The organism is Dyella telluris, assembly GCF_014297575.1.
Lineage (GTDB): Bacteria > Pseudomonadota > Gammaproteobacteria > Xanthomonadales > Rhodanobacteraceae > Dyella > Dyella telluris.
Map to the genome: position 1 here is coordinate 1,456,691 of NZ_CP060412.1, position 20,876 is coordinate 1,477,566.

22 protein-coding genes are annotated in these 20,876 nt (G+C 66.0%); 10 read left to right on the plus strand and 12 right to left on the minus strand.

Annotated elements, in window-relative coordinates; all coding sequences use genetic code 11:
• Window positions 1-34 precede the first annotated feature (34 nt).
• Window positions 35-454 carry a hypothetical protein gene (locus tag H8F01_RS06705; protein WP_187058238.1) on the minus strand — a complete coding sequence of 140 codons (420 nt, stop codon included), beginning with the start codon at window positions 452-454 and terminating at the stop codon, window positions 35-37.
• A 434-nt stretch (window positions 455-888) separates the two neighbouring features.
• On the opposite strand from H8F01_RS06705, the gene H8F01_RS06710 reads away from it, so the two are divergent.
• Entirely contained in the window at window positions 889-1,665 is a 777-nt protein-coding gene (locus tag H8F01_RS06710) for a ferredoxin--NADP reductase (protein WP_187058239.1), read from the plus strand.
• Window positions 1,666-1,778: 113 nt separating this feature from the next.
• Here H8F01_RS06710 and H8F01_RS06715 read toward each other — a convergent pair whose 3' ends face one another.
• Entirely contained in the window at window positions 1,779-2,381 is a 603-nt protein-coding gene (locus H8F01_RS06715) for a short chain dehydrogenase (protein WP_187058240.1), read from the minus strand.
• 119 nt (window positions 2,382-2,500) lie between these two features.
• Here H8F01_RS06715 and H8F01_RS06720 point away from each other — a divergent pair, with 119 nt between their 5' ends.
• Entirely contained in the window at window positions 2,501-3,400 is a 900-nt protein-coding gene (locus H8F01_RS06720; RefSeq protein WP_187058241.1) for a LysR family transcriptional regulator, read from the plus strand.
• Window positions 3,401-3,543: 143 nt separating this feature from the next.
• On the opposite strand, the gene H8F01_RS06725 is transcribed toward H8F01_RS06720, so the two are convergent.
• The gene (locus H8F01_RS06725; RefSeq protein WP_425490108.1) at window positions 3,544-4,212 is read right to left on the minus strand and encodes a protein kinase family protein; all 669 of its coding nucleotides are present in this window, start codon (window positions 4,210-4,212) and stop codon (window positions 3,544-3,546) included.
• 96 nt (window positions 4,213-4,308) lie between these two features.
• On the opposite strand from H8F01_RS06725, the gene H8F01_RS06730 reads away from it, so the two are divergent.
• Window positions 4,309-4,791, plus strand: a complete 483-nt coding sequence (locus tag H8F01_RS06730) for a DUF456 domain-containing protein (RefSeq protein WP_187059189.1) — start codon at window positions 4,309-4,311, stop codon at window positions 4,789-4,791.
• 79 nt (window positions 4,792-4,870) lie between these two features.
• Window positions 4,871-6,637 carry a DUF885 domain-containing protein gene (locus H8F01_RS06735; RefSeq protein WP_187058242.1) on the plus strand — a complete coding sequence of 589 codons (1,767 nt, stop codon included), beginning with the start codon at window positions 4,871-4,873 and terminating at the stop codon, window positions 6,635-6,637.
• A gap of 109 nt (window positions 6,638-6,746) precedes the next feature.
• On the opposite strand, the gene H8F01_RS06740 is transcribed toward H8F01_RS06735, so the two are convergent.
• The 3 genes from H8F01_RS06740 to H8F01_RS06750 form a co-directional block, all read right to left on the minus strand.
• On the minus strand, window positions 6,747-7,124 hold the full coding sequence (locus H8F01_RS06740) for a TfoX/Sxy family protein (RefSeq protein ID WP_187058243.1): 378 nt from the start codon (window positions 7,122-7,124) through the stop codon (window positions 6,747-6,749).
• Entirely contained in the window at window positions 7,121-7,789 is a 669-nt protein-coding gene (trhA, locus tag H8F01_RS06745; protein WP_187058244.1) for a PAQR family membrane homeostasis protein TrhA, read from the minus strand. The genes H8F01_RS06740 and trhA overlap by 4 nt, the downstream gene beginning before the upstream one ends.
• Before the next feature lie 164 nt (window positions 7,790-7,953).
• The gene (locus H8F01_RS06750; protein ID WP_187058245.1) at window positions 7,954-8,388 is read right to left on the minus strand and encodes a hypothetical protein; all 435 of its coding nucleotides are present in this window, start codon (window positions 8,386-8,388) and stop codon (window positions 7,954-7,956) included.
• A gap of 287 nt (window positions 8,389-8,675) precedes the next feature.
• Between H8F01_RS06750 and H8F01_RS06755 the strand changes: the two genes are divergently transcribed.
• The gene (locus H8F01_RS06755) at window positions 8,676-9,503 is read left to right on the plus strand and encodes a universal stress protein (RefSeq protein WP_187058246.1); all 828 of its coding nucleotides are present in this window, start codon (window positions 8,676-8,678) and stop codon (window positions 9,501-9,503) included.
• A 173-nt stretch (window positions 9,504-9,676) separates the two neighbouring features.
• Complete coding sequence (locus tag H8F01_RS06760; protein WP_187058247.1) at window positions 9,677-10,333, plus strand: energy transducer TonB; 657 nt, start codon at window positions 9,677-9,679, stop codon at window positions 10,331-10,333.
• A gap of 86 nt (window positions 10,334-10,419) precedes the next feature.
• Here the strand turns inward: H8F01_RS06760 and H8F01_RS06765 are convergent, their stop codons facing one another.
• Entirely contained in the window at window positions 10,420-10,803 is a 384-nt protein-coding gene (locus H8F01_RS06765; RefSeq protein WP_238481175.1) for a hypothetical protein, read from the minus strand.
• Window positions 10,804-10,935: 132 nt separating this feature from the next.
• Here H8F01_RS06765 and H8F01_RS06770 point away from each other — a divergent pair, with 132 nt between their 5' ends.
• Both H8F01_RS06770 and H8F01_RS06775 read left to right on the plus strand, forming a co-directional pair.
• Window positions 10,936-11,514 carry a cysteine dioxygenase gene (locus H8F01_RS06770; protein WP_187058248.1) on the plus strand — a complete coding sequence of 193 codons (579 nt, stop codon included), beginning with the start codon at window positions 10,936-10,938 and terminating at the stop codon, window positions 11,512-11,514.
• Window positions 11,515-11,550: 36 nt separating this feature from the next.
• Window positions 11,551-12,924 (plus strand): FAD/NAD(P)-binding protein, encoded by a 1,374-nt coding sequence (locus H8F01_RS06775; protein WP_187058249.1) that lies wholly within the window; start codon window positions 11,551-11,553, stop codon window positions 12,922-12,924.
• 63 nt (window positions 12,925-12,987) lie between these two features.
• On the opposite strand, the gene H8F01_RS06780 is transcribed toward H8F01_RS06775, so the two are convergent.
• The 3 genes from H8F01_RS06780 to H8F01_RS06790 are packed head-to-tail and all read right to left on the minus strand — an operon-like array spanning window position 12,988 to window position 16,382.
• The gene (locus tag H8F01_RS06780; RefSeq protein ID WP_187058250.1) at window positions 12,988-14,019 is read right to left on the minus strand and encodes a zinc-binding alcohol dehydrogenase family protein; all 1,032 of its coding nucleotides are present in this window, start codon (window positions 14,017-14,019) and stop codon (window positions 12,988-12,990) included.
• Between the two features lie 41 nt (window positions 14,020-14,060).
• Entirely contained in the window at window positions 14,061-15,119 is a 1,059-nt protein-coding gene (locus H8F01_RS06785; protein WP_187058251.1) for an SDR family oxidoreductase, read from the minus strand.
• Window positions 15,120-15,152: 33 nt separating this feature from the next.
• On the minus strand, window positions 15,153-16,382 hold the full coding sequence (locus H8F01_RS06790) for an MFS transporter (protein ID WP_187058252.1): 1,230 nt from the start codon (window positions 16,380-16,382) through the stop codon (window positions 15,153-15,155).
• A 149-nt stretch (window positions 16,383-16,531) separates the two neighbouring features.
• Here H8F01_RS06790 and H8F01_RS06795 point away from each other — a divergent pair, with 149 nt between their 5' ends.
• Window positions 16,532-17,461: a LysR family transcriptional regulator gene (locus H8F01_RS06795; protein WP_187058253.1), complete on the plus strand. Its 930-nt coding sequence runs from the start codon at window positions 16,532-16,534 to the stop codon at window positions 17,459-17,461.
• 66 nt (window positions 17,462-17,527) lie between these two features.
• Window positions 17,528-18,931 carry a cardiolipin synthase gene (cls, locus tag H8F01_RS06800; RefSeq protein WP_187058254.1) on the plus strand — a complete coding sequence of 468 codons (1,404 nt, stop codon included), beginning with the start codon at window positions 17,528-17,530 and terminating at the stop codon, window positions 18,929-18,931.
• Window positions 18,932-19,039: 108 nt separating this feature from the next.
• Here the strand turns inward: cls and H8F01_RS06805 are convergent, their stop codons facing one another.
• Window positions 19,040-20,239, minus strand: coding sequence for an MFS transporter (locus H8F01_RS06805; RefSeq protein WP_187058255.1), 1,200 nt, complete (start codon window positions 20,237-20,239; stop codon window positions 19,040-19,042).
• A gap of 67 nt (window positions 20,240-20,306) precedes the next feature.
• A complete protein-coding gene (locus H8F01_RS06810; RefSeq protein ID WP_187058256.1) occupies window positions 20,307-20,678 on the minus strand; it encodes a hypothetical protein in 372 nt (123 codons plus the stop codon).
• Window positions 20,679-20,876 lie beyond the last annotated feature (198 nt).

Below are 20,876 nucleotides of genomic sequence, written 5' to 3' on the forward strand. Positions count from 1 at the left end.
CTCTGCTTGCAGGGGGCGGCTGGGCGCCGGCCGGTCAGTTCGCGCCACTGGCGGGAATGAACTTGGCGTAGTCGGCTCGCGCCAGCTGCACCTCACGCTTTTCGTAGACACGCATGGCGATGTCATGGTGGTAGACGGTCAGCGTGACCGGGCCGGCCTGGTCCTTCAGCTGGCTCACGAACTGGCCGACCCACCGGATGGGCTGGCCGTCGACCCGTTCGATCTGGTCGCTGCCGTGCAACCCCATCCAGCCATCGGGCCATACCGCGGCGACGAACACGCGCTGGCGACCGTCGGTAGTCAGCTGCACGTAGTTCCGGCCTTCCTTGAGGGTGAGGAAGTTGCCGCTGTAGGACAGGTTTCCGTCCTGGGCCGGCTGGCTGTCGCCCGAGAATGCGGGACATGCCACCGCGGCGAGCAGGCTGGCGGTCAAGACCAAGGGAAGTCGTTTCATGGCGAGGTTCTCCTCCTGAGCAGCTTTCGAGATCCATCCGGCACGGCACCCGTGGCAACGGGCTGAACGTGTGCAACAGCGCGGGGGCCGCATCCATTCCGCCCGGCGCGGGACGCCAAAGGCTCGCCAGAAACTCTATCAGCCCGCACTCCGGGCCGAGTCAAGCGCCCGTGAAAGCGTCGGACCCGCACTTTCGGCCACTCGATTCGTGCGCCGAAGGGAGCGGTTTGTTGCCGCGCTCTGCTGCATCACGTTGCTTTTGGCCAGCTCGCGCATGAAGACAACGGCGCCCGATGGCATAATGAACGCCCCGCTGCACCCCCAGGGCAGCACTCGTCAGGCACAGCGGAATCCGCCCTCCCCACACGAGTCCGGCACCGGCAACACGGGTGCCCTGCCTGCGGCTTCTCCCCCTCTTCAGGATCTACACGGCAATGGTGGCATTGGCGACGGAGCACGTGATCGACGTGCACCACTGGAACGACAGTCTCTTCAGCTTCCGCACCACGCGTGATCCGGGCTTCCGTTTCGACAGCGGGCAGTTCGTGATGATCGGCCTGGAAGTGGGCGGCCGCCCGCTGATGCGCGCGTATTCGATTGCCAGCGCCAATTACGAAGAACATCTGGAGTTCTTCAGCATCAAGGTGCCCGACGGCCCACTCACCTCGCGCCTGCAGCACCTGCAGCCCGGCGATCCGCTCATCGTCAGCCGCAAGCCGACCGGCACGCTGGTGCTCAACGACCTCAAGCCGGGCAAGCACCTTTACCTCCTGGGCACGGGCACGGGCCTGGCGCCCTTCATGAGCCTGGTGCGCGACCCGGAGACCTACGAGCGCTACGAGAAGATCGTGATCGCGCACGGCGTGCGCAACGTCAACGACCTGGCCTACAAGGACTACCTCGAAACCGAGCTGCCGCAGCACGAATACCTCGGCGAGCTGGTGCGCGAGAAGCTGGTCTACTACCCCACGGTGACGCGCGAGTCGTTCCGCCACCAGGGTCGCATCACCGACAACATCAACAACGGCTCGATGAGCGAAGCCATCGGCCTGCCACCGCTGGATCCGGCCACGGACCGCGTGATGCTGTGCGGCAGCCCGTCGATGCTGGACGACACCTGCGCCCTGCTCGATGCCCGCGGCTTCCATGTGTCGCCGCGCACGCGCGAACCGGGCGACTACGTGATCGAGCGGGCGTTCGTCGAGAAGTAAGTCGTTCCTGCCTCGTTTGTAGGAGCGCACTTGTGCGCGACCATCCAGCCTGACCGCAAAGCGTAGCGGGGGCGGTCGCGCACAAGTGCGCTCCTACAGGGTGAAAGGCAGGCTTATTGCCAGATGGTGTAGGTCCGGCCGGTGCACACGCCTTCCACGCTGCGCCGGTACACCTGCCCCACGCGCTCGCCGGGCACGGCTTCGAAGCCGGGGAAATACGGCCCATAGGCTTCCAGCGCTTCGGTGAGCACGGTCGCGCTTACCGCATTGATGCGCAGGCCCCGCGGCAGTTCCGTGGCAGCCGAGCGCACGAACCCCTCGATGGCCGCATTCACCGTGGTGGCATTGGTGCCCTGGCGGATCGGCTCCATCGCCGTGATGCCACTGGTGAGGGTGAACGAGCCGCCATCGCGCAGATGCGGGATACCGGCGATCACCACGTTCACCTGCCCCATCAGCTTGTCCTGCAGGCCGGACAGGAACTGCGCCGGCGTGGTGGTGGCGAGGTCGCCGAAGTGCACGTGGCCCGCCGCAGTGACCACGGCGTCGAGCTCGCCCACATCGCGGTACATCCGCTCGACGCTGGCCATATCAGTCAGGTCCACCTGCACGTCGCCGGCATGGCGACTGGCGCGGATCAGCTCGTGGTGGGGCGCCAGCACCCCGGCAATGGCCTGGCCGACCGTACCGCTGGCGCCGATGAGCAGAATTCGCATGAAAAGCATCCCGATGGTGGCCCCCGGTATGGGTCGCCTTGCCCGGCAAGTCTCCGGTTCGCCCATCCCGGAATAAACGTGCCATCATTCCGCCCATTCCAAACCATGGGTTTTCAATCATGGATACGCTGGCGAGCATGGCGATGTTCGTGCGGGTGGTGGACACCGGCAGTTTTGCGGCCGCTGCCGAAGCCAGCGGCGTCTCTCCCACCATGGCGGGAAAACACATCCGCGCCATCGAAGAGCGACTGGGCGCGCGCCTGCTCCATCGCACCACGCGACGGCAGCAGCTCACCGAGGTCGGCAAGCTCTATTACGAGCGCTGCAAGCTGGTGCTGGCCGATGTGGAACTGGCCGAGCGCAGCGCACACGAATTGCAGGCCACGCCACGCGGACGCCTGCGCCTGACCGCACCGATGAGCTTCGGCAGCCGGCGACTGACGCCCGCGCTCACCGACTACCTGCAACGCTATCCCGACGTGAGCGTCGAGCTGTCGTTGGACAACCGCGTCTACGACCTCGTCAGCGAAGGCTACGAACTGGGCATCCGCATCGGCGCGGTGGACGATCCGCAACTGGTCGCGCGACCACTGCAGCCGTATCGCATGCTGCTTGCCGCGTCGCCACAGTACCTGGCCCGGCATGGCACGCCCACGCGGCCCGAGGAACTCTCGGCGCACGTCTGCATGGGCCTGACCAACTGGCGGCGCCGCGACCAATGGCGGCTGCTGGGGCCTGACGGCGAAGAGTGCGACGTGCCGGTGCAAGGTCGTCTTTCCGTCGATCATGGGGACGCGCTGCGCGTGGCGGCATTGCATGGCGCGGGCATCGTGCTGCAGCCGGAAGTCCTGCTGGCGGAGGATCTGGCCGAAGGCAGGTTGATGGCCGTGCTGCCGCAATGGGCGCCGCCATCGACACCCATGCACCTGCTCTACGCGCAGGATCGCCGGCCGACGGCAAAGCTGCGCAGCATGATCGAATTCCTGATCGAGCGGTTCGGCGCAGAAACGCCGTTGTAGGCACGCGACCACTACTCTTTTTTGTGGGAGCGCACCCTGTGCGCGACTGCCTCACCGTGCATGAGTCCGCTTCGAGGGTCTGTCGCGCACAGGGTGCGCTCCTACAGGAATACGCGCCCACAGGGAACGGGGAAGCCTTTCGATCAGTCGCGGATACGGCCTTGTCCTTCATTGTCCCAGTAGCCGAAAACACGACGCGCGATGAGCTTGTACATCCGCTTGCCGGTGGCACGCCACAGGCGCGAGTGCGGTGCGGGCGTGTCGAGGATGATGCGCTGGCGCAGCGTCAGTGCTTCCGGGCAATACGTGCGCTTGTGCTTGAGCAGGTGACGCAGGTCTTCGCGCGCCAGCACGCGGAATAGCGCGCCGCGCCTGCCGCGCGTCCAGGCGATCTGGAAGTCCACCAGCGCGGGCCGGCCATCGGCACGCACCAGCCAGTTTGGCTCCTTGGCCAGGTCGTTGTGCACGATGCCGCGACGATGCAGTCGCGCCAGCAGGCGCAGGGCGTCGCGGTAATACGCACGGTCGCGCGGCTGCGCCTGTTGCATGGGCGCTCCGGCAATGTAACCACGCAGCAGTTCGCGCCCATCCCAGTGCAGCAGCACGGGCACGCCGTCAATGCCGTCGAGCCGGAGCAGCGCCCGGGCTTCGCGCGCGGCCGCGCGCCGCGCGAATGCATGCGCCCACCAGCGTGCCGCGACGATGTCGCGACGAATCACCCGCACGCCATCGCGCTCGGTCAATTCGATGCGGCCGAGCTCGTCGGCCTTCAGAAGCATGTAGCGCGAGGTATCCACAGGGTCGTCGGCCAGAGGACTTGCGTCGCCATTGTCGCGCAAGCAGGTGCTGCACGCTGCCCGGCCATCCCCGATATGCTGGCCGCCGGACCATGAAGGCAGGCTTTCATGCTGGAGATTGCGCTTTACGTACTGGCCGCACTGCTCATCGTCGGCGGCATCGCCGGCAATGTCCTGCCCGCACTGCCGGGCATTCCGATGATCTTCGGCGGGATCTGGCTGGTAGCGGCCGTAGACGCGTACCGGCGCCTGGGCGTGTGGTGGCTGGTGATCATCGGCACGTTGGGCGCCGTCGGCGTGCTGATGGACTTCGTATCCGCCTCGCTGGGCGCCAAGCGGGTGGGTGCCAGCCGGCTTGCCATCACCGGGGCGGGTATCGGGACGTTGGTGGGCATGTTCTTCGGCCTGGCCGGACTCATCATCGGGCCCTTCGCCGGTGCCCTGCTGGGCGAACTGGCCTCGGGCACCAGCGTGTTGCGCTCGGCGCATGTGGGCGTGGCCACGTGGCTGGGCCTGCTGTTCGGCACCCTGGTCAAGCTGGTGATTTCCTTCCTGATGGTGGGCCTGTTCGGCTTCGCCATGCTGTTCGGCTAGAGGGCGGGCGACCTTCGGCACATAGCGGGCCCGCAGCCGCCCCTATAGGCTCGGGGCACTTCATCTGTGGGGAGCCCTCATGTCCAAACGTCTTGCCCTGGCACTGGCGGTATCGCTGGTTGCCGTCGGATCCGCCCACGCGGAAACCAAATCACCCACCTGGATCGATCGCAGCAACGACGATGCGAAGGTGCTGCTCGACGTGATGGCGAAGTTCAACCCCGAGTTTGCCTCGCAGGTGGGCGTGCCCGGCTTCGACGACAAGGTCATCGACCTGAAGCCGGACGTCGATGCCCGCTCGCGCGCAGCGCTGGTCGATGCCAAGTCGAAGCTCGAGAAGATGCTGGCCACCGAGAAGGACACCAACGTCCGCCAGGATCTGCAGATCATGATCAAGGCGGCCGACCAGCAGATCGAAGGCATCGATCTCACCCACAAGTACATGCTGCCGTACCAGGACGTGGGCCAGCTGATCTTCCAGGGTGAGTTCGCGCTGCTGAAGGACGACGTGGATGCCAAGCGTCGGCCGGCCGCGCTCAAGCGCCTGCAGTGCTACGTCGGCAAGGCGCCAGGCTGCACGCCGCTGGTTGACCTGGCCAAGGCACAGACCAACGAGCGCATCGGCGAGAAGGACCTGATCGGCCCGTACAAGAACGAAGTGGAGCAGAAGCTCGGCAACACGCAGCGTTACACGCAGGGCATCCGCCAGCTGTTCGCCAAGTACAAGCTGGACGATGCCGAAGGCAAGGCCGCGCTCGATGCCATGGACAGCCAGCTGAAGGATTACGACGGCTGGGTGCGTTCCACCATCGTGCCGCGCGCCCGCGCCGACTTCCGCCTGCCGGAACCGTTGTACGCGTACAACCTCAAGCAGGTCGGCATCGACATTCCGCCGGAACAGCTGATCAAGGAAGCCCAGTTCGAGTTCACCGAACTGCGTTCGATGATGCAGATGATGGCGCCGGTGGTGGCGAAGGAAGAAGGCATCCAGGCCACCGACTACCGCGACGTGCTGAAGGCGCTGAAGAAGCAGCAGTTGGGCAAGGATGACGTGGTGCCGTTCTACCACGAGATCATCGGCAAGATCGAAGACATCATCCGCCGCGAGCACATCATCACCCTGCCCCAGCGCAAGATGCAGATGCGCCTGGCCTCCGAGGCTGAAACGGCCGCGGTGCCGGCCCCGCACATGGACCCGCCGCCGTTCATCAACAACCACGGCGAACAGGGCACCTTCGTGCTCACCATGGGCAACCCCAGTGGTGGCAAGTCCGATTCGTATGACGACTTCACCTATAAGGCTGCCGCGTGGACGCTGACCTCGCATGAAGGCCGCCCGGGTCATGAACTGCAGTTCGCCGCCATGGTGGAGCGCGGCGTGTCGCTGGCGCGCAGCCTGTTCGCCTTCAACAGCGTGAACGTGGAAGGCTGGGCGCTGTATGCCGAGTCCGAAATGCTGCCGTACGAACCGCCGTCCGGCCAGTTCGTGGCCCTGCAGGCGCGCCTGCAGCGTGCTGCCCGCGCCTATCTTGATCCGATGCTCAACCTGGGCCTGATCAGCAAGGAGCGCGCGCACGACGTGCTGCGTTACGACGTGGGCCTGTCCGAAGCCATGACCCAGCAGGAACTGGACCGCTACACCTTCAACAGCCCGGGCCAGGCCACTGCGTATTTCTACGGCTACATGCGCCTGCAGCAGACGCGCCTGAACGCCGAACTCGCGCTGGGCAAGGACTTCAACCGCCAGGCCTTCAACGATTTCGTGATCGGCCAGGGCCTACTGCCGCCGGAACAGCTGGCCGAAGCCGTGCGCACGCAGTTCATTCCGTCGCAGAAGAAGAAGTAAGGTTGCTTTGATTGCTCGTCATCCCAGCGAAAGCTGGGATCCAGCGCCTGCTGCGGCGTGTTAAAGACGCTGGATTCCAGCTTTCGCTGGAATGACGAGCTAAGCCAAGCTAACCGGCACGAGGCCGCGCCTTTGGGTGCGGCCTCTTTTTTTGCGGGGCGGGCGCATGGCCGCTGCGCTCCAGCCATTCGGCGAATCGCACCGTATCGCGTCGGAGTGCGGGTGGCACCAGGATGTAGTCGCGGCTAGGCGGCTCATCCGGGCCATGACGGAATCGGGCAGCGCCTTCTTCGTCCAGCAGGCCGGGCTGGTCCGCTTCGGCCAGCCGCAGGGCCAACCCCTGCGTGGAAAGCCACGCGCAGGGCTTGCCGTCGAACCACGCCATCAGGCCGCCGAACATGGCCTTGAATCGAAGATCGTGCGGACGCCCCAGATGCGTGGCGGCGTCCTCCAGCTCCTGTCGCAGGACCTGGATGGCCGGGTTCACGCCTGCGCGTCGGGCAGTACGTAGAGCAGCACGGCCAGGTAGTGCAGCACGCTGCCGGCCAGCACGAAGAAGTGCCACACCGAATGGTGGTACGGCAGCTTGCGCCACAGGTAGAACGGCACGCCCAGCGTGTAGGCCACGCCGCCGGCCAGCAGCAGCACCATGCCGCCCGTCTGCAGGTGAGCCATCAATGGCTTGAAGGCGATCACGCCGACCCAGCCCATACCCACGTACATCAGCACCGCCAGCTTGCGGTACTTCTTCAGCAGGCCCAGTTCCAGCGCACTGCCCATCAGGGCCAGGCCCCACACCGTAGCGAACAGGCTCCAGCCCCAGACGCCCGGCAGTGCAAGCAGGGTGAACGGGGTATAGGTGCCGGCAATCAGCAGGAAGATGGCGATGTGGTCCAGCGTGCGCAGCACCCGCTTGGCCGTCGCGCCCGGGATGGAGTGATACAGCGTGGAAGCCGTGTAGCACAGGATCAGCGTGCTGCCGAACACCGCGCTGGCCACCACCGCCCGCACATCGCCGTGCATGGCGGCAAACGCCACCAGGATGGCAAGGCCGGCAATGCTCAGCAGGATGCCGATGCCGTGGATGACGCTGCTGGCGAGCTCGTCGCCGAAGGCATAGCGCGGGAGCGCCGTGCCGGAAAGGGCAGACATGGGGAAAATCCTCGAACGGAACGTACCGTAGAGTACGGCAGCCCCACCTTAGCGACCCCACGGCCGATTGCAAAGCCGCCCGGCGTATGGAACGCCCCGCAACGCACCCGGCGGACCCGCCCTGCCCGCGGCCCCGGCCGCGCCGGCAGGGTCAGCCGCAGGAATCACTCGATGATGAACGCGCCGAAGGCCACGCCCAGGTCCCAGCCCTTGCCCGTGCCGCTGAGCGCCAGGGACACGTTGCCCTTGGTCATCACCCGTGCACCGGCCGACTTGGAGGCGCCGGCGTCCACGCCGGCATCGGCGTAATGACCCTTGATGTCGCCGATGCCGCTGATGCCGGAGAACTTGCCCACGCCATCGTCGATCTGATTCTTGCCAAAGGTCAGGCCGCCGCCCTTGACGCGGATGTGCACCGACATGCTCTGCCCGTTGCTGCAATGGACGGTGCCGCTGCCCGTGGCCGTCTGATAGAACACCGACCAGCCCGCGAGACGGAAATTCATCTTGCACTCGACCTCGCCGGCATGCGCCAGAACGGAGGCCACCCAGCCGGCGAACGCCAGCACCGAAGCCGCCGCGAACTTTGCCACGCCCATCACAGGTCTCCCATGAAAGCCTTGCCGCCATCGCACAGCGAGCCGGCCATGTTGGCAAGCGCCCGCCGTCTGCCACGTGAATAGAGCTTTCACCCGCGATGTACGCCAAAACAAGCCGCATTGGAAAAAAATGACATAACCGGATGTCCCCTCTCTCTCCCCCGACGTCCGGCCTTGCCGCCCCGCCATCCTGTGCGGGGCTTTTTTTTGCCTGCAACAACGCTGGCTACACGGTTACCGGTGGCAGGCTCTATGCTGGATACGGACCAGGCATCGGGAGAACCGCCATGTCAGCGACAGACCTGCTCTTGCATCTGGATCACCTGGACCTTGGCGTTGCCGCGCCACGCGCCGCCCTGCTGCTGGCACAGCGACTGGGTGCACGACTAGATGCCCTGTACGTGGCCGACCTACCCGCCACCGCCTTCAGCCTGCCCGAAGCCGTGCCCGTGCAACTGGAAGAAACACAGCGCCGGGTGGCCGAGGCACAGACTCACGACAGCCAGTGGCAGCAGGCACTGGCTGCCCGCTCGCTCGCCGGGCGTTGGCGCGTCACGCAGGGCGATACCGTGCAGACCGTCAGCCAGGCCGTTTCCGGCTACGACATGCTGGTGATGGAACGCAGCCAGCGGCGTAGCGATGCGCCCGTAGGCTTCGGCACGGTCTCGCGCTGCGTCTTCGCCAGCGGGCGACCGGTACTGGTGGTGCCCGACACCGCACCCGTGCCCGCGCTGGGTGCCAGCGTGCTGGTGGCCTGGAACGGCAGCCGCGAATCCGCGCTTGCGCTCGCCGCCGCCGTGCCGCTGCTGCAGAAGGCGGAAGAAGTACGTGTGCTCGACGGCAGTGAAATGAATGCGGACATGCTGCCTGTGCTGCCCCCGCCCGGGTTGGCCGACTGGCTGCAGCGCCGTGGCATCAACGCCCGCATCGATGTGCTGGACAGCGGCCCCAGCCACGCCGCGGGCCCCGCCTTGCTGGATGCCGCACACGCGCAAGGCGCCGACCTGATCGTGATGGGGGCCTGGAGTCGTTCGCGCCTGGCGCAGATGGTGCTGGGTGGAACCACCCGCCACCTGTTCATGCATGGCGATGTGCCCATGCTGGTGGCCCACTGAAAATTCCCGTTCCAGGGAACCCAGGGCACTCCGCCTAGAATAGCCTTCCATACGGCTACTTGTGCAAGTCCCATCAGTGGGCCTAGCGTGGTCTCGCACCCGCACGATCCCCACTGCCTCCCCGCAGCGTGTCGGGTGCCACAACCCAACATCGATACGTCAGGAGGTCGCCTATGTCGTCCGCAAGCCTGGCTGTACCCCGTCACGCCCACCCGGACAGCGTCCGCATTGCCGCGCTGAGTGCCGCCATCGCCCTTAACCTGGCCGCGCTCGCGGTGCTGATGCGGCCAATGGCTCCGGCGCTGGTGGAACAGGTGCAACGCGTCAGCGCCATCCCCATCAGCTGGATCACGCCCAAAAAGGAGGTACCGCCACCGCCGATCATCGACCTGAAAAAGCCACCGCAACCGAAGACCCCGCCCCACACCCAGGCCGTTCCCCGCCCGGAACCGGTACCTGCGCCGGTGCTCACCACATCGGACGATGGCACCGTGCCGGCGCCACCGGCCACACCGACGCTGGCACCACCCAACGTCGACACGTCAGCACCGGTCGAAGCAACGCTGGCCTATCGCGCCACGCCACTCAAATATCCGCCTCAGGCATTGCATTCGCGCCTGCAGGGACAGGTGATCCTCAAGGTGTTGGTGGATGAATCCGGCGTGCCTCAGGAGGTGACCATCGAGCAGAGCAGCGGCTCCAGCCTGCTTGACCGCAGCGCACGCGATCAGGTGCTGAAGGGCTGGAAATTCGAACCGGCCATGGTCAATGGCCACGCGGTGCGGGCGTGGGCGCGCGTGCCGGTGACGTTCAACTTGAACGAGCTGTAAGCCAGGCTGAGGCAACACCGCTTGCAAGAGGGAAGGCCCGGCCTGCATCCAGCGGCAGGTCGGGCCGTTCCACGGCAAAACATGCGTCAGCGCGCGTTGGCAACCGCCGGTTGCGCCGGTCCGTGCGCGGCGCGGACGATCGCCCACACGATGGCCGCCAGCACGACCACCGGCAACCAGACAGGCAAAAGAGCCAGCACCACGATGGGTACGGCAATGAGCAGCGCGACGCCGCCGAAGACCATGCCGAGCAATGCGCCGACAAGGCTGAAGAGACCACCAATCAAGGTGAAGACGAGCTTGAACACCAGGCCGATGGCAACCGCGCCCAGCCAGATTCCCAGCACCACCATCAAGAGCACGCTCATCGCAATCATGACGTTTCTCCTGCCGGCATCATCGCCGGCGACCATGCGCAGGAACGTGTTGAGGCGCCCGCTGCGGTTTTCAAGGCCTTCCTTGGATGCCATCGTGCGCTTTTGCGGAACGCCGCGCATGTCGCGAAAGTCATGCCGCGAGGCAGGCTTCCATCCCCCGCGGGTTACGGGACTTTAACGATGGGCATGCTCCACTGCGCGCCGGTTTCCGTCGAGTAACATCGCATGGCCAAACACATGCAACACCTCAGGGCGCTGCGTGATATCGCGTTTGACTATGGCGTGGGCGAGCACCCCGACCTTGCCACCATGGCAAGGGAGCTGAGCCGCGTGGTCTTCCAGGACATGCACGCGCTGGCCGACGATCTCGCCGACCTGCGCCTGCGCGACAAGGGGTTCGAACGCTGGTTGGTCGCCCAGCGCAACAAGCCGGACATCAGCGTCCTGGTGATGGCCTGGCCGGCCAACTACAACACCCCCATCCACGACCACAACGGCCTGTGGGGCCTGGAGATGGCGTTGCACGGCGCGCTCGAAGTGGAATCGTGGGACCACGACGACAGCGGGAAGATCCTGCGCCAGACCGGCCGCGACTGGCTGGGCCCAGGCGACGTCACCTGGTTCGATGCCGACGACCGCCACGCGCATCGCTGCCGCAACCTCTCCCGGCACGAGACCGCCCTGACGCTTCACGTTTACGGGGGCGATCTGGCACAGTACTTCACATATCAAGAAGCCGGCACAGCCGGTCAGTGGACCAAGAGCCCGCAGCGCAGTGCCCTCGCCGGCCGCCTGTACGCCTGATCCACGGTCGTAGAAACGCTTTTTTAAGGGAATGGCATGTATCGACGGGTCGCCATCATCGGCGGCGGCGCTGCTGCGGCAGCGCTGCTCAGTGAGCTGCTGGAACGCCAGCTGCCTCAGCCGTTGCATCTGGACTGGTACACCGGTGGCGGCAATTCGCCACGCGGTGTCGCGTATGGCACGCGCTCGGACAAGCATCTGCTGAACGTGCGCGCGGCGTCGATGAGCATGTTTGCCGCCAGGCCGCACGGTTTTCTCGATTTCGCCCAGCGTGGCGACGGCACCATCGCCGGCACCGACTTCCTGCCGCGCCGTCTTTACGGCGACTATCTCGATACCGAGGTGCAGCGTGCGCTCGAGCACGCGCAGAAGGCCGGTCACGATGTGCGCGTACTGCCGTTCGCGGTGGACGCCGTGGTGCCGGAAGGCCATGGCGTCACCGTGATTCACGGCGAGGACAACTCGCGCGTCGATGCGGCCGTGCTGGCCATTGGCTCGCTGCCGCCGCAGCCGCTCAGTGGCGTCACTGACGCTGCACTGGACAGCGGCCACTACGTCACCGAGCCGTGGAACTTCCTGGCCCACGCCAAGCCCGATACCCGTCCCCTCAAGGTGGTACTGATCGGGCTCGGCCTGACCGCGGTCGACGTGCTGCTGGAGCTGTCGGCGCTGTGGCCGAACGCCACCTTCGAAGCCATTTCACGCCACGGCCTGATGCCGGAACCGCATCTGCATCAGGCCTCCGCGCCCACCGACGATGGCAGCGAACTGGTCGAGTCGATGCGCGAGGCGCCGTACATCCGCCAGTGGATCCGCCTGCTACGCGAAGCCGTGGCCCAGACTCCGGACTGGCGCACGGTGGTGGATAGCATGCGTCCGCATACGCCGTCGTTGTGGGCACTGCTGCCCGACACAGAACGCGCGCGCTTCCTGCGTCATGCGCGCTGGGCCTGGGAGCGTGTGCGCCATCGCATGCCGCCCCAGGTGATGGCAACGATGAAGGCACTCGAGGATGCCGGCCGCCTGCACCGCCGCCGTGGCCGCCTGCAGGCCGTGGACGTTGCCGGCGACAAGCTGCACCTGGATATCCGCCTGCCGCACGGCAAAGGCGTGGAAACCATGGATGCGGACCTGGTGATCCAGACGGTGGGGCTGAATACCGACGTGCGTCGCACGCTCCACCCGCTGATCCGCCAGCTGTCCACCAATGGCCATGTCACCGCCGACCCGCTGGGCCTGGGCGTCAGCGCCACCACGGAAGGCCGCGTGAAGCACGGCAACGATGCATGGCCGCACTTCTACGCCATCGGCACGCTGCTGCGCGGCGTGCTGTGGGAGTCCACCGCCATTCCGGAAATTCGCCAGCAGGCCCGCAACCTCGCCGACCGACTGGTGAAGAGCGAAAAGTGAGAAACGAGAAGTGAGAGAAGGCACAACCCGCCCTCTCCCTGCTCTCTCACTACTCACTCCTCTTCACTCACTCCTGTCTTCACGCCAGCCGCTCAGCACGATCTTGCCGATCGTGCTTGCACTCTCCACCTGTGCATGGGCGCGGCGCAGGTTCGCGGCATCGATGCTGCCCACGTTCTCGCGCAACGTCGTGCGCAACACACCGGCATCGACCAGGTCCGCCACTTCGTTGAGCAACCGGTGCTGGGCCTGCATGTCTTCGGTGTGGAACAACGAGCGCGTGTACATGAACTCCCAGTGCAGCGACAGGCTCTTCTGCTTGAGCAGGCGGATATCCAGCGGCGTTGCGGGATCGTCGATCAACGCCAGCTTGCCCTGCGGCTTCAGCAGCTCGACCAGCGAGGCAAAATGCTGCTCGGTATGCGTGAGGCTGAGCACATAGTCCACGCCCTGCGGCGCTACCGCCTTTACGGCCGCCACCAGATCGCCGCGATGATCCACCGCATGGTGCGCACCCAGTTCCTTCACCCAGGCCTGCGTGTCCCCGCGCGATGCCGTGGCAACCACGGTGAAGTTGGTCAGTCGCCGGATCAGCTGCGTCGCCATAGAGCCCACGCCACCGGCACCACCGACAATGAGGATCACACCCGTTCGCGGCGTGCTGCCACGTGGCACGCCGAGGCGATCGAACAGCATTTCCCAGGCCGTGATGGTGGTCAACGGCATGGCCGCCGCCTGCGCGAAATCCAGCGTGGACGGCTTGCGACCCACGATGCGCTCATCGACCAGCTGAAACTGGGCATTGCTGCCCGAGCGGTCGATGGCCCCGGCGTAATAAACCGCATCGCCCGGCTTGAACAGGGTGACGTCAGCACCCACCGCCACCACGGTGCCTGCCGCATCCCAGCCCAGCACCTTGTCACTGCCCTCGGGGTTGGCGCGCTGGCGCACCTTGGTGTCCACCGGGTTGACCGAGATGGCCTCGACCTTCACCAGCAGGTCGCGTCCCTCCGCCACCGGCTCCGGCAACTCGACATCGATGAGGCTCTGCGCATCGGTGATGGGCAGGATCTGCCGGTAGGCTACGGCTTTCATGCAACTCTCCTGGGGAAGACGTGGGTTGGGAACATGCAGTATCAGGGGATGATTCTGCGCCGACGAAAGTCGTCAAACAGTCGCGTGAACATCGCCTTCGTCTCGACGTGCTCGTGAAAGCCGAAACGCCGCGCCTTGGAGCCGTCGCCGAACATGTCATAGTCCCAGGAGAACACAAAGTCGGCGAAGCGCCAGGACGACACGTCGCGCCATGCATGCGGCGCCAGCCCGTGGCGTTCTCCGATGGCCTGCCATAGCGGCTCCTTGTCCGCCATCACGGTGTCCAGCGACAGCGGCAGCGGCGGCGCCACCTCAAGATCGAAATAGTCGGCGATGAAGGGCCACATTTCGTTCCAGCGGAACAGGTCGCCGTTGGTGATGTTGAAGGCCTGGTTGGCACAGCGCGGCTCGGTGGCCGCCCAGACGGTGGCGCGCGCCAGCAGCCCGGCATCGGTCATTTCCAACAGGTGATCGTAGGCGCCGGGCTTGGCGGGAAAACGCAGCGGCAGGCCGAGCTCCTTGCTGATCGACGCATACACGGCGATGGCCAGCGCCAGGTTCATCGGATTGCCCAGCGCAAAACCACCGACCACCGCGGGACGGATGGCCGTCCAGTTCCAGCCCTTGCCGTGCTGGCGTGTTTCCAGAAAACGTTGCTGGTCGTGCATGAATTCCGGTGGCATGAACGCCGCGTCGGTTTCACGCGCGGGCGTCTTGAAGGGCCCGAGGTGCCCGCCGTAGACCTTGTAACCCTGCATCAGACTGATGTGCTCAAGGCCCTTGGCCACCGGCTCGATCGCATCGACCACATTCACCAGCATGGCAAGATTCGGCGGCACCAGCTCCGCCCAGGTCGGGCGGTCCTGGTAGGCGGTGTAGAACACGTGCGTCACGTCACCGAGGCCCGCGAGTCTGGATCGCGTGTCGTCGACATCGAGCAGGTCGACTGCGATATGACGCACGCGCTCCCGATCCTGACCACCGCGACGTGAGAGCCCGATCACCTGCCAGTCCTCGAGCGTGGACAGGTGATCGATCAGATTTCGACCGATCACGCCCTGCGCGCCCACTACCAGCGCAACTTTGCCTTTCGTTGTCATGACGTTCCTTCGATTGGAGGGAGGTACCGCCGATCAGGCACCGGCAACACAGGTGACGCGCGCCACACCACGGTGGCGGTGCTCAAGTGCGGCACTGATCGCCGTCACCAACAGGCCAAGCAGTGCCACCACCGCACCGGCAATGCTCACGGAGGGCAGGCCGAGGTTCATGCCGATCATCGTGCCGCCAATGAAGGCGCCCATCGCATTGCCCAGGTTGAACGCGGCGATGTTGAGCGTCGAGGCGAGATGTGGACCATCGCTGGCCTGCTGCACCACGCGCATCTGCAGCGGCGGCACCGTGGCAAACGCCGCCACGCCCCACACGAACACGGTGACAATGGCGGCAACCGTGCTGTGCATGGTCCACGCGAACACCAGCATGACCAGCGACAGCACGGCCAGCACACCCATCAGCGACGGCATCAGTCGCCAGTCCGCGAGGCGGCCACCGAGCATGTTGCCTACCGTCGTGCCGACACCGAACAGGATCAGCACCCAGCCCGTGGCCCCCACGCTCACCTGCGAGGCCTGCTGCAGGATCGGCGCGATGTAGGTGAACACGGTGAACACGCCGCCAAAACCCAGCACCGTCATCAGCAGCGCCAGCAACACCTGCGGTTGGCGCAGCACGATGAGCTCGCGCTTCATGTGCGGTGAGGGCAGATCCGGCAGCGACGGCACCAGACGCCACACGGCAATGGCTGCCACGATGCCCAGGCCCGTGACCGCGGCAAAGGTCGACCGCCAGCCGGCCCACTGGCCGAGGAAGGTACCGAAGGGCACGCCCAGCACGTTCGCCAGGGTCAGGCCGGTAAACATCAGGGCGATGGCGCGGGCAGCCTGCCCGCGCGGCACCAGGTGCGATGCCACCACCGCGCCGATGCCGAAGAACGAGCCATGACAGAACGCCGCCACCACGCGCGCCACCATCAGCACGCCATAGTTGGGCGCCACGGCACAGAGTGCGTTGCCGAGCACGAACAGGCCCATCAGCAACAGCAACGCATTGCGGCGCTCCATGCGGGCCGTCAGCGCCGCCAGCAGCGGCGCACCCGCAGCCACGCCCAACGCATAGCCGGAAACCAGCAGGCCGGCGGAGGGAATGCTGACATGCAGGTCGGTCGCGACCTCGGGCAACAGGCCCATGATCACGAACTCGGTGGTACCGATGGCGAAGGCCGCCACCGACAGGGCCAACAGCGCCAGCCGGGATGACCGGGAGGCCTCGGCAGCAGGCTCAATAGCAACGTGGGCGTTCATGCAGGTGATTCCGGAAGGAAACTCACCGCACTGTGAGCCTTGTCGTCCCTTGCGGGAATTGAGCAAACTAGAGAGGCATCTTTTCCTGAAAGTTAAAGATGCCCCCGGTCCGGGGCTCATCACGCGGCACAGGTCGGAGCGTCTGCACCATGGTCGATTTCGAAGACATGCGCCTGTTCGTGCGGGCCGTGACCGAGGGCAGCCTGTCTGCCGCCGGGCGGGAGCTGGGCCTGTCCCCCGCTGCCGCCAGCAAGCGGCTGACCCGGCTGGAAACCGCCCTGGGCGTTCGCCTGCTCCAGCGGAGCTCCCGCCGCCTCGTGCTCACCGAGGAAGGCACCATCTACTACGAGCGCTGCCAGGCCATCATCGCCGACGTGGACGATGCCAATTCGGCGGTGGGTCTACGCCAGCTGGAGGTGCGCGGTCAGCTGCACATCTCCGCCTCGGTGGACATGGGTCGCCAGTACGTTGGCCCCATCGCGGCCGACTTCGCGGAACAGCACCCCCAGTTGCACCTTCGTGTGACCAATACCGATGCCGTGCTCGACCTGTTCGAACACGGCGTGGATGTCGCCGTGCGTGGCGGCACGATGGTCGATTCGCGGCTGGTATCGCGCCTGCTGGCGAACAACTTCCGCGTGCTGTGCGCCTCGCCGGCCTACCTGGAGCGCCACGGTCACCCGCAGGGCACCGACGACCTGCAACGTCACCGCTGCCTGATGCTGCATCGCCCGGGGCACGGCGTGCTGCCGTGGATCACCCAGACGCCGGACGGCCCGCGCCCACTGCGCGTGGAGGCGGCGATGACCTGCGACAACGGCGACCTGATGCGCACGCTGACGCTGGCCGGCCATGGCATCGCGTTCAAATCGGCCTGGGATATCGCCGAGGACGTGCGCGCCGGCCGGCTGGTTCCGCTCAAGAGCGACGTGTTCATGCGCGACGCGCACATCTATGCCATTTACCCCAGCCGGGTCTACCTGCCTGCACGCATCCGCCTGTTCGTGGATCATCTGCACCAGGCGCTGCAGGCGCGCGAGCAGGACGTGCTCGACACCGTGCGCGCTGCCATGCGCTGACCACAGGGAGTACGCGATGACCGACCGGTTCCAGCCCAGCCACGCTTTCATCCGAGGCGACAGCGCATGCTGACCACCATCATCGGTGGCCTGCTGCTCGCCCTGCACGGCGCCGGCGTGCTGGCCGCCATGCACGCGGTGATGAACACGCGTACGCCGCAGGGTGCGTTCGCGTGGGCGTTGGGGCTGGTGTTCCTGCCTTATGTCACGCTGGTGCCGTATCTCTACCTGGGGCGCAGCCGCTTCCATGGCTACGTGGACCTGCACCGCGCGCGGCGTGGTCAGATTCAGGCGCAGGCGGACGAGCAACTCACCGACGAAGCCAGCCCGCCGGAAGTGAGCGAACGCTATGGCGAAATCGCACGCATGCTCGGTGCGCGTTTCCACCCGGGCCAGCGCCTGCGCCTGCTGGTGAACGGTGACGCCACCTTCGACGCCATCCTCGCCGCCATTGGCGAAGCGAAGCACTGCGTGCTGGTGCAGTTTTTCATCTTCCATGACGACATGCTGGGCAAGCGCATGCAGCAGGTGCTGATGGATCGCGCACGCGCCGGCGTGGATGTCTGCGTGCTGTACGACGGCATCGGCAGCCATGCGTTGCCGGGCGACTACGTGAAAACCCTGCAGGACGCGGGCGTGGGCATTCATCCGTTTGCCACGCAGCGCCGCAGCAACCGCTTCCAGCTCAACTTCCGCAACCACCGGAAAATCGTGGTGGTGGATGGCGAGCGCGGTTTTGTCGGCGGCCTGAACGTGGGCGACGAATATCTCGGCCTGAAACCGCCACTGGCGCCATGGCGCGACACGCACCTGCAGCTCGAAGGCCCGGCGGTGGCCGACCTGCAGCGCAGCTTTGCCGAAGACTGGCACTGGGTCACCGGCGCCCTGCCGCCGCTGTACCGCCCATCACCGGGACAGGGCACGGCGCATACGCTGATCGCCGCCACGGGGCCCGCGGACCGCCAGGAAACCTGTTCGCTGTTCTTCGTTGCACTGATCCACGCCGCGCGTCGCCGCCTGTGGATCACCACCCCGTATTTCGTGCCCGACCTGGCGGTGATGGCGGCGCTGCGACTGGCCGTTTTCCGCGGCGTCGATGTGCGCGTGCTCATTCCGGCACGACCCGATCACCGCACGGTGTTCCTGGCTTCGGGCCTGTATGCGCATGACGCCGTACGCGCCGGCATCCGCGTATTCCGCTACCAGCCCGGTTTCATCCACGAGAAAGTGCTGCTGGTGGACGACGACACCGCCTCCGTGGGCAGCATGAACCTGGACAACCGCTCGTTCCGGCTGAACTTCGAGATCAGCGCACTGAACGTGGACACGACCTTTGCGGCACAGGTGGAAACCATGCTCGAGAACGATTTCGCCCATGCCCACGAAGTGACCGAGGCGGAGTACGACAAGGCGCCTTATCTGCGCCGGCTGGCCATGCACGTGGCGCGGCTGTTCGATCCGGTGCTGTAACGCCATCCCAGTTTTTGTAGGAGCGCACCCTGTGCGCGACAGCCCACCGCCGCAGCGGCATGGGGGTGGCGGTCGCGCACAGGGTGCGCTCCTACAGCCAAGCGCTGCTCAGCCGTTGGTCTTGTTGCCGTAGAACACGTAAAGGCCGATCGTGAGCAACGCCGCGGCTAGCGACATCGCCGCGGCCACCACGAACATGGGGCCGTAACGTCCGCCGGAGGCAATCCAGCCGCCCAGCGGGCCGGTGACGCCCAGCGCCACATCGATGAACACCGAGTACGCCGCCAGCGCCGCACCGCGATTGCTCGCGCTCACGCGCTCCACCGCCACCACGCCCAGCGCCGGAAAAATCAGCGAGAAGCCGATACCGCTCAGTGCTGCGCCCAGCATCGCCATGCCGGCTTGCCCCGCCGTGGCCAGCACGACCAGGCCCACGCACTCGATCAGCAGGGATACCAGCGCCGTGCGATAGCCGCCGAAGGTCGCGATGGTCCAGCCCAGCACCAGTCGCACGCCCACGAAACACACGCCGAACACGCTCAGTGTCGGTGCGGCGCCCTTCCATCCCTGGCTGGCGAAATACAGCGTGATGAAGGTGGCGATGACGCCAAAGCCCACCGAGCCCAGCGCCAGGCCCATGCCGTAGGGCGCCACGCGCCCGAACACGTGGTGCATCGGCATGCGCTCGCCAGCCTCCACGTGCACGGCCGGGCGGCGCCACGCCAGCAGCAGCCCGCCCAGCATCAACACCAGGCTGGCCACGCCGATGCTGACGAAGCCCAGCGCGCCGGTGAGCAACACGCCCAGCGGCGCACCCACGGCCAACGCGCCGTAGGTGGCAATGCCATTCCACGAGATCACCTTGGCCGTGTGCTCGGCCCCCACGCGGCCGATGCCCCACATGATGCAGCCTGTCGCCACGCAGCTCTCGCCCATGCCCAGCGCGAGTCGAGCCACCAGCATCACGCCCACCGAAGCCACCGGCAACTGGCGCAGCAACGCGGCGCCGATCATCAGCAGGCCGCTGGCGGCGCAGGCCACCAGGCCGACAAGGGCGGTGCGGCGGGGCCCCGCCGTGTCAGAGGTGCGTCCGGCAAAACCACGACTGAGCAGGGTGGCCACGTACTGGGTGCTGATGACCAGGCCGGCCAGCACCGCACCAAAGCCAAGATCGTCATGCACGAACGGCGGCAGCACCGCCAGTTGCATGCCGATCACCAGATAGGCCAGGAAGGTGAATAGGACGATCTGGACGATGCGCAGGGTCAGCGGCGATTCGCTGGCGCCCGGTTCAACATGAGTAGTCATCGGTACAACTTGGGAAGAAGAAAGTCGTGCCAGCCAGGCCGGCGCACAGGGCGCCGGCACCCGGCCATCATTCGGGCTGGCGCCAGCGGCTGGACAGCAGCCAGCCCAGGTACACGCCGATGCACACGCCGAGGAATTCGGCCACCACGCGGGCGCCGAGGTTGTCCGGGTCGTGCACTTCGGCCAGGCGCACGCGCAGCAACTGCAGCGACTGCACGCGTCCGTAGTTGAAATAGAACAGGTTCCAGAGGTCGCTGCCGCTCGCCAGCACCATGCCGATCAGGGTGGCCCAGCTGATTTCCAGGGCGGCGCTCCAGCCCTGGGTGCGGCCATACAGGTGCAGCGCGCCGAAGATCACCAGGCCGAGCACCAGCCCGATGGCGCCGGCTTCCAGCGCACCAACGATGCCGTAGCCCATCCAGGATTGATCGAAAAACATGCCCCTGTCGCCCTTCGGTTGCCAGGTCCCATTATGCCCGCGACAGCCGCCTGAGCGGGCGCCGACCTTGGTCTACGCCATAGGTTTTCTGCCTGAACACAAAGGGGCGTGCACGAATCGGCCGTCGAACGCGTCACATCACGATACCGCCCGCCCGACTAGACTTGCCGGCGCAACCTTTTGCGAGACCCGACTCAC

Excerpts from the sequence above, each read along its gene's own strand:
- H8F01_RS06705 (WP_187058238.1), bottom strand. The coding sequence starts at position 454 with ATGAAACGACTTCCCTTGGTCTTGACCGCCAGCCTGCTCGCCGCGGTG.
- H8F01_RS06710 (WP_187058239.1), top strand. The coding sequence starts at position 889 with ATGGTGGCATTGGCGACGGAGCACGTGATCGACGTGCACCACTGGAAC.
- H8F01_RS06715 (WP_187058240.1), bottom strand. The coding sequence starts at position 2,381 with ATGCGAATTCTGCTCATCGGCGCCAGCGGTACGGTCGGCCAGGCCATT.
- H8F01_RS06720 (WP_187058241.1), top strand. The coding sequence starts at position 2,501 with ATGGATACGCTGGCGAGCATGGCGATGTTCGTGCGGGTGGTGGACACC.
- H8F01_RS06735 (WP_187058242.1), top strand. The coding sequence starts at position 4,871 with ATGTCCAAACGTCTTGCCCTGGCACTGGCGGTATCGCTGGTTGCCGTC.
- trhA (WP_187058244.1), bottom strand. The coding sequence starts at position 7,789 with ATGTCTGCCCTTTCCGGCACGGCGCTCCCGCGCTATGCCTTCGGCGAC.
- H8F01_RS06750 (WP_187058245.1), bottom strand. The coding sequence starts at position 8,388 with ATGGGCGTGGCAAAGTTCGCGGCGGCTTCGGTGCTGGCGTTCGCCGGC.
- H8F01_RS06755 (WP_187058246.1), top strand. The coding sequence starts at position 8,676 with ATGTCAGCGACAGACCTGCTCTTGCATCTGGATCACCTGGACCTTGGC.
- H8F01_RS06760 (WP_187058247.1), top strand. The coding sequence starts at position 9,677 with ATGTCGTCCGCAAGCCTGGCTGTACCCCGTCACGCCCACCCGGACAGC.
- H8F01_RS06765 (WP_238481175.1), bottom strand. The coding sequence starts at position 10,803 with ATGGCATCCAAGGAAGGCCTTGAAAACCGCAGCGGGCGCCTCAACACG.
- H8F01_RS06770 (WP_187058248.1), top strand. The coding sequence starts at position 10,936 with ATGGCCAAACACATGCAACACCTCAGGGCGCTGCGTGATATCGCGTTT.
- H8F01_RS06775 (WP_187058249.1), top strand. The coding sequence starts at position 11,551 with ATGTATCGACGGGTCGCCATCATCGGCGGCGGCGCTGCTGCGGCAGCG.
- H8F01_RS06780 (WP_187058250.1), bottom strand. The coding sequence starts at position 14,019 with ATGAAAGCCGTAGCCTACCGGCAGATCCTGCCCATCACCGATGCGCAG.
- H8F01_RS06785 (WP_187058251.1), bottom strand. The coding sequence starts at position 15,119 with ATGACAACGAAAGGCAAAGTTGCGCTGGTAGTGGGCGCGCAGGGCGTG.
- H8F01_RS06790 (WP_187058252.1), bottom strand. The coding sequence starts at position 16,382 with ATGAACGCCCACGTTGCTATTGAGCCTGCTGCCGAGGCCTCCCGGTCA.
- H8F01_RS06795 (WP_187058253.1), top strand. The coding sequence starts at position 16,532 with ATGGTCGATTTCGAAGACATGCGCCTGTTCGTGCGGGCCGTGACCGAG.
- cls (WP_187058254.1), top strand. The coding sequence starts at position 17,528 with ATGCTGACCACCATCATCGGTGGCCTGCTGCTCGCCCTGCACGGCGCC.
- H8F01_RS06805 (WP_187058255.1), bottom strand. The coding sequence starts at position 20,239 with ATGACTACTCATGTTGAACCGGGCGCCAGCGAATCGCCGCTGACCCTG.
- H8F01_RS06810 (WP_187058256.1), bottom strand. The coding sequence starts at position 20,678 with ATGTTTTTCGATCAATCCTGGATGGGCTACGGCATCGTTGGTGCGCTG.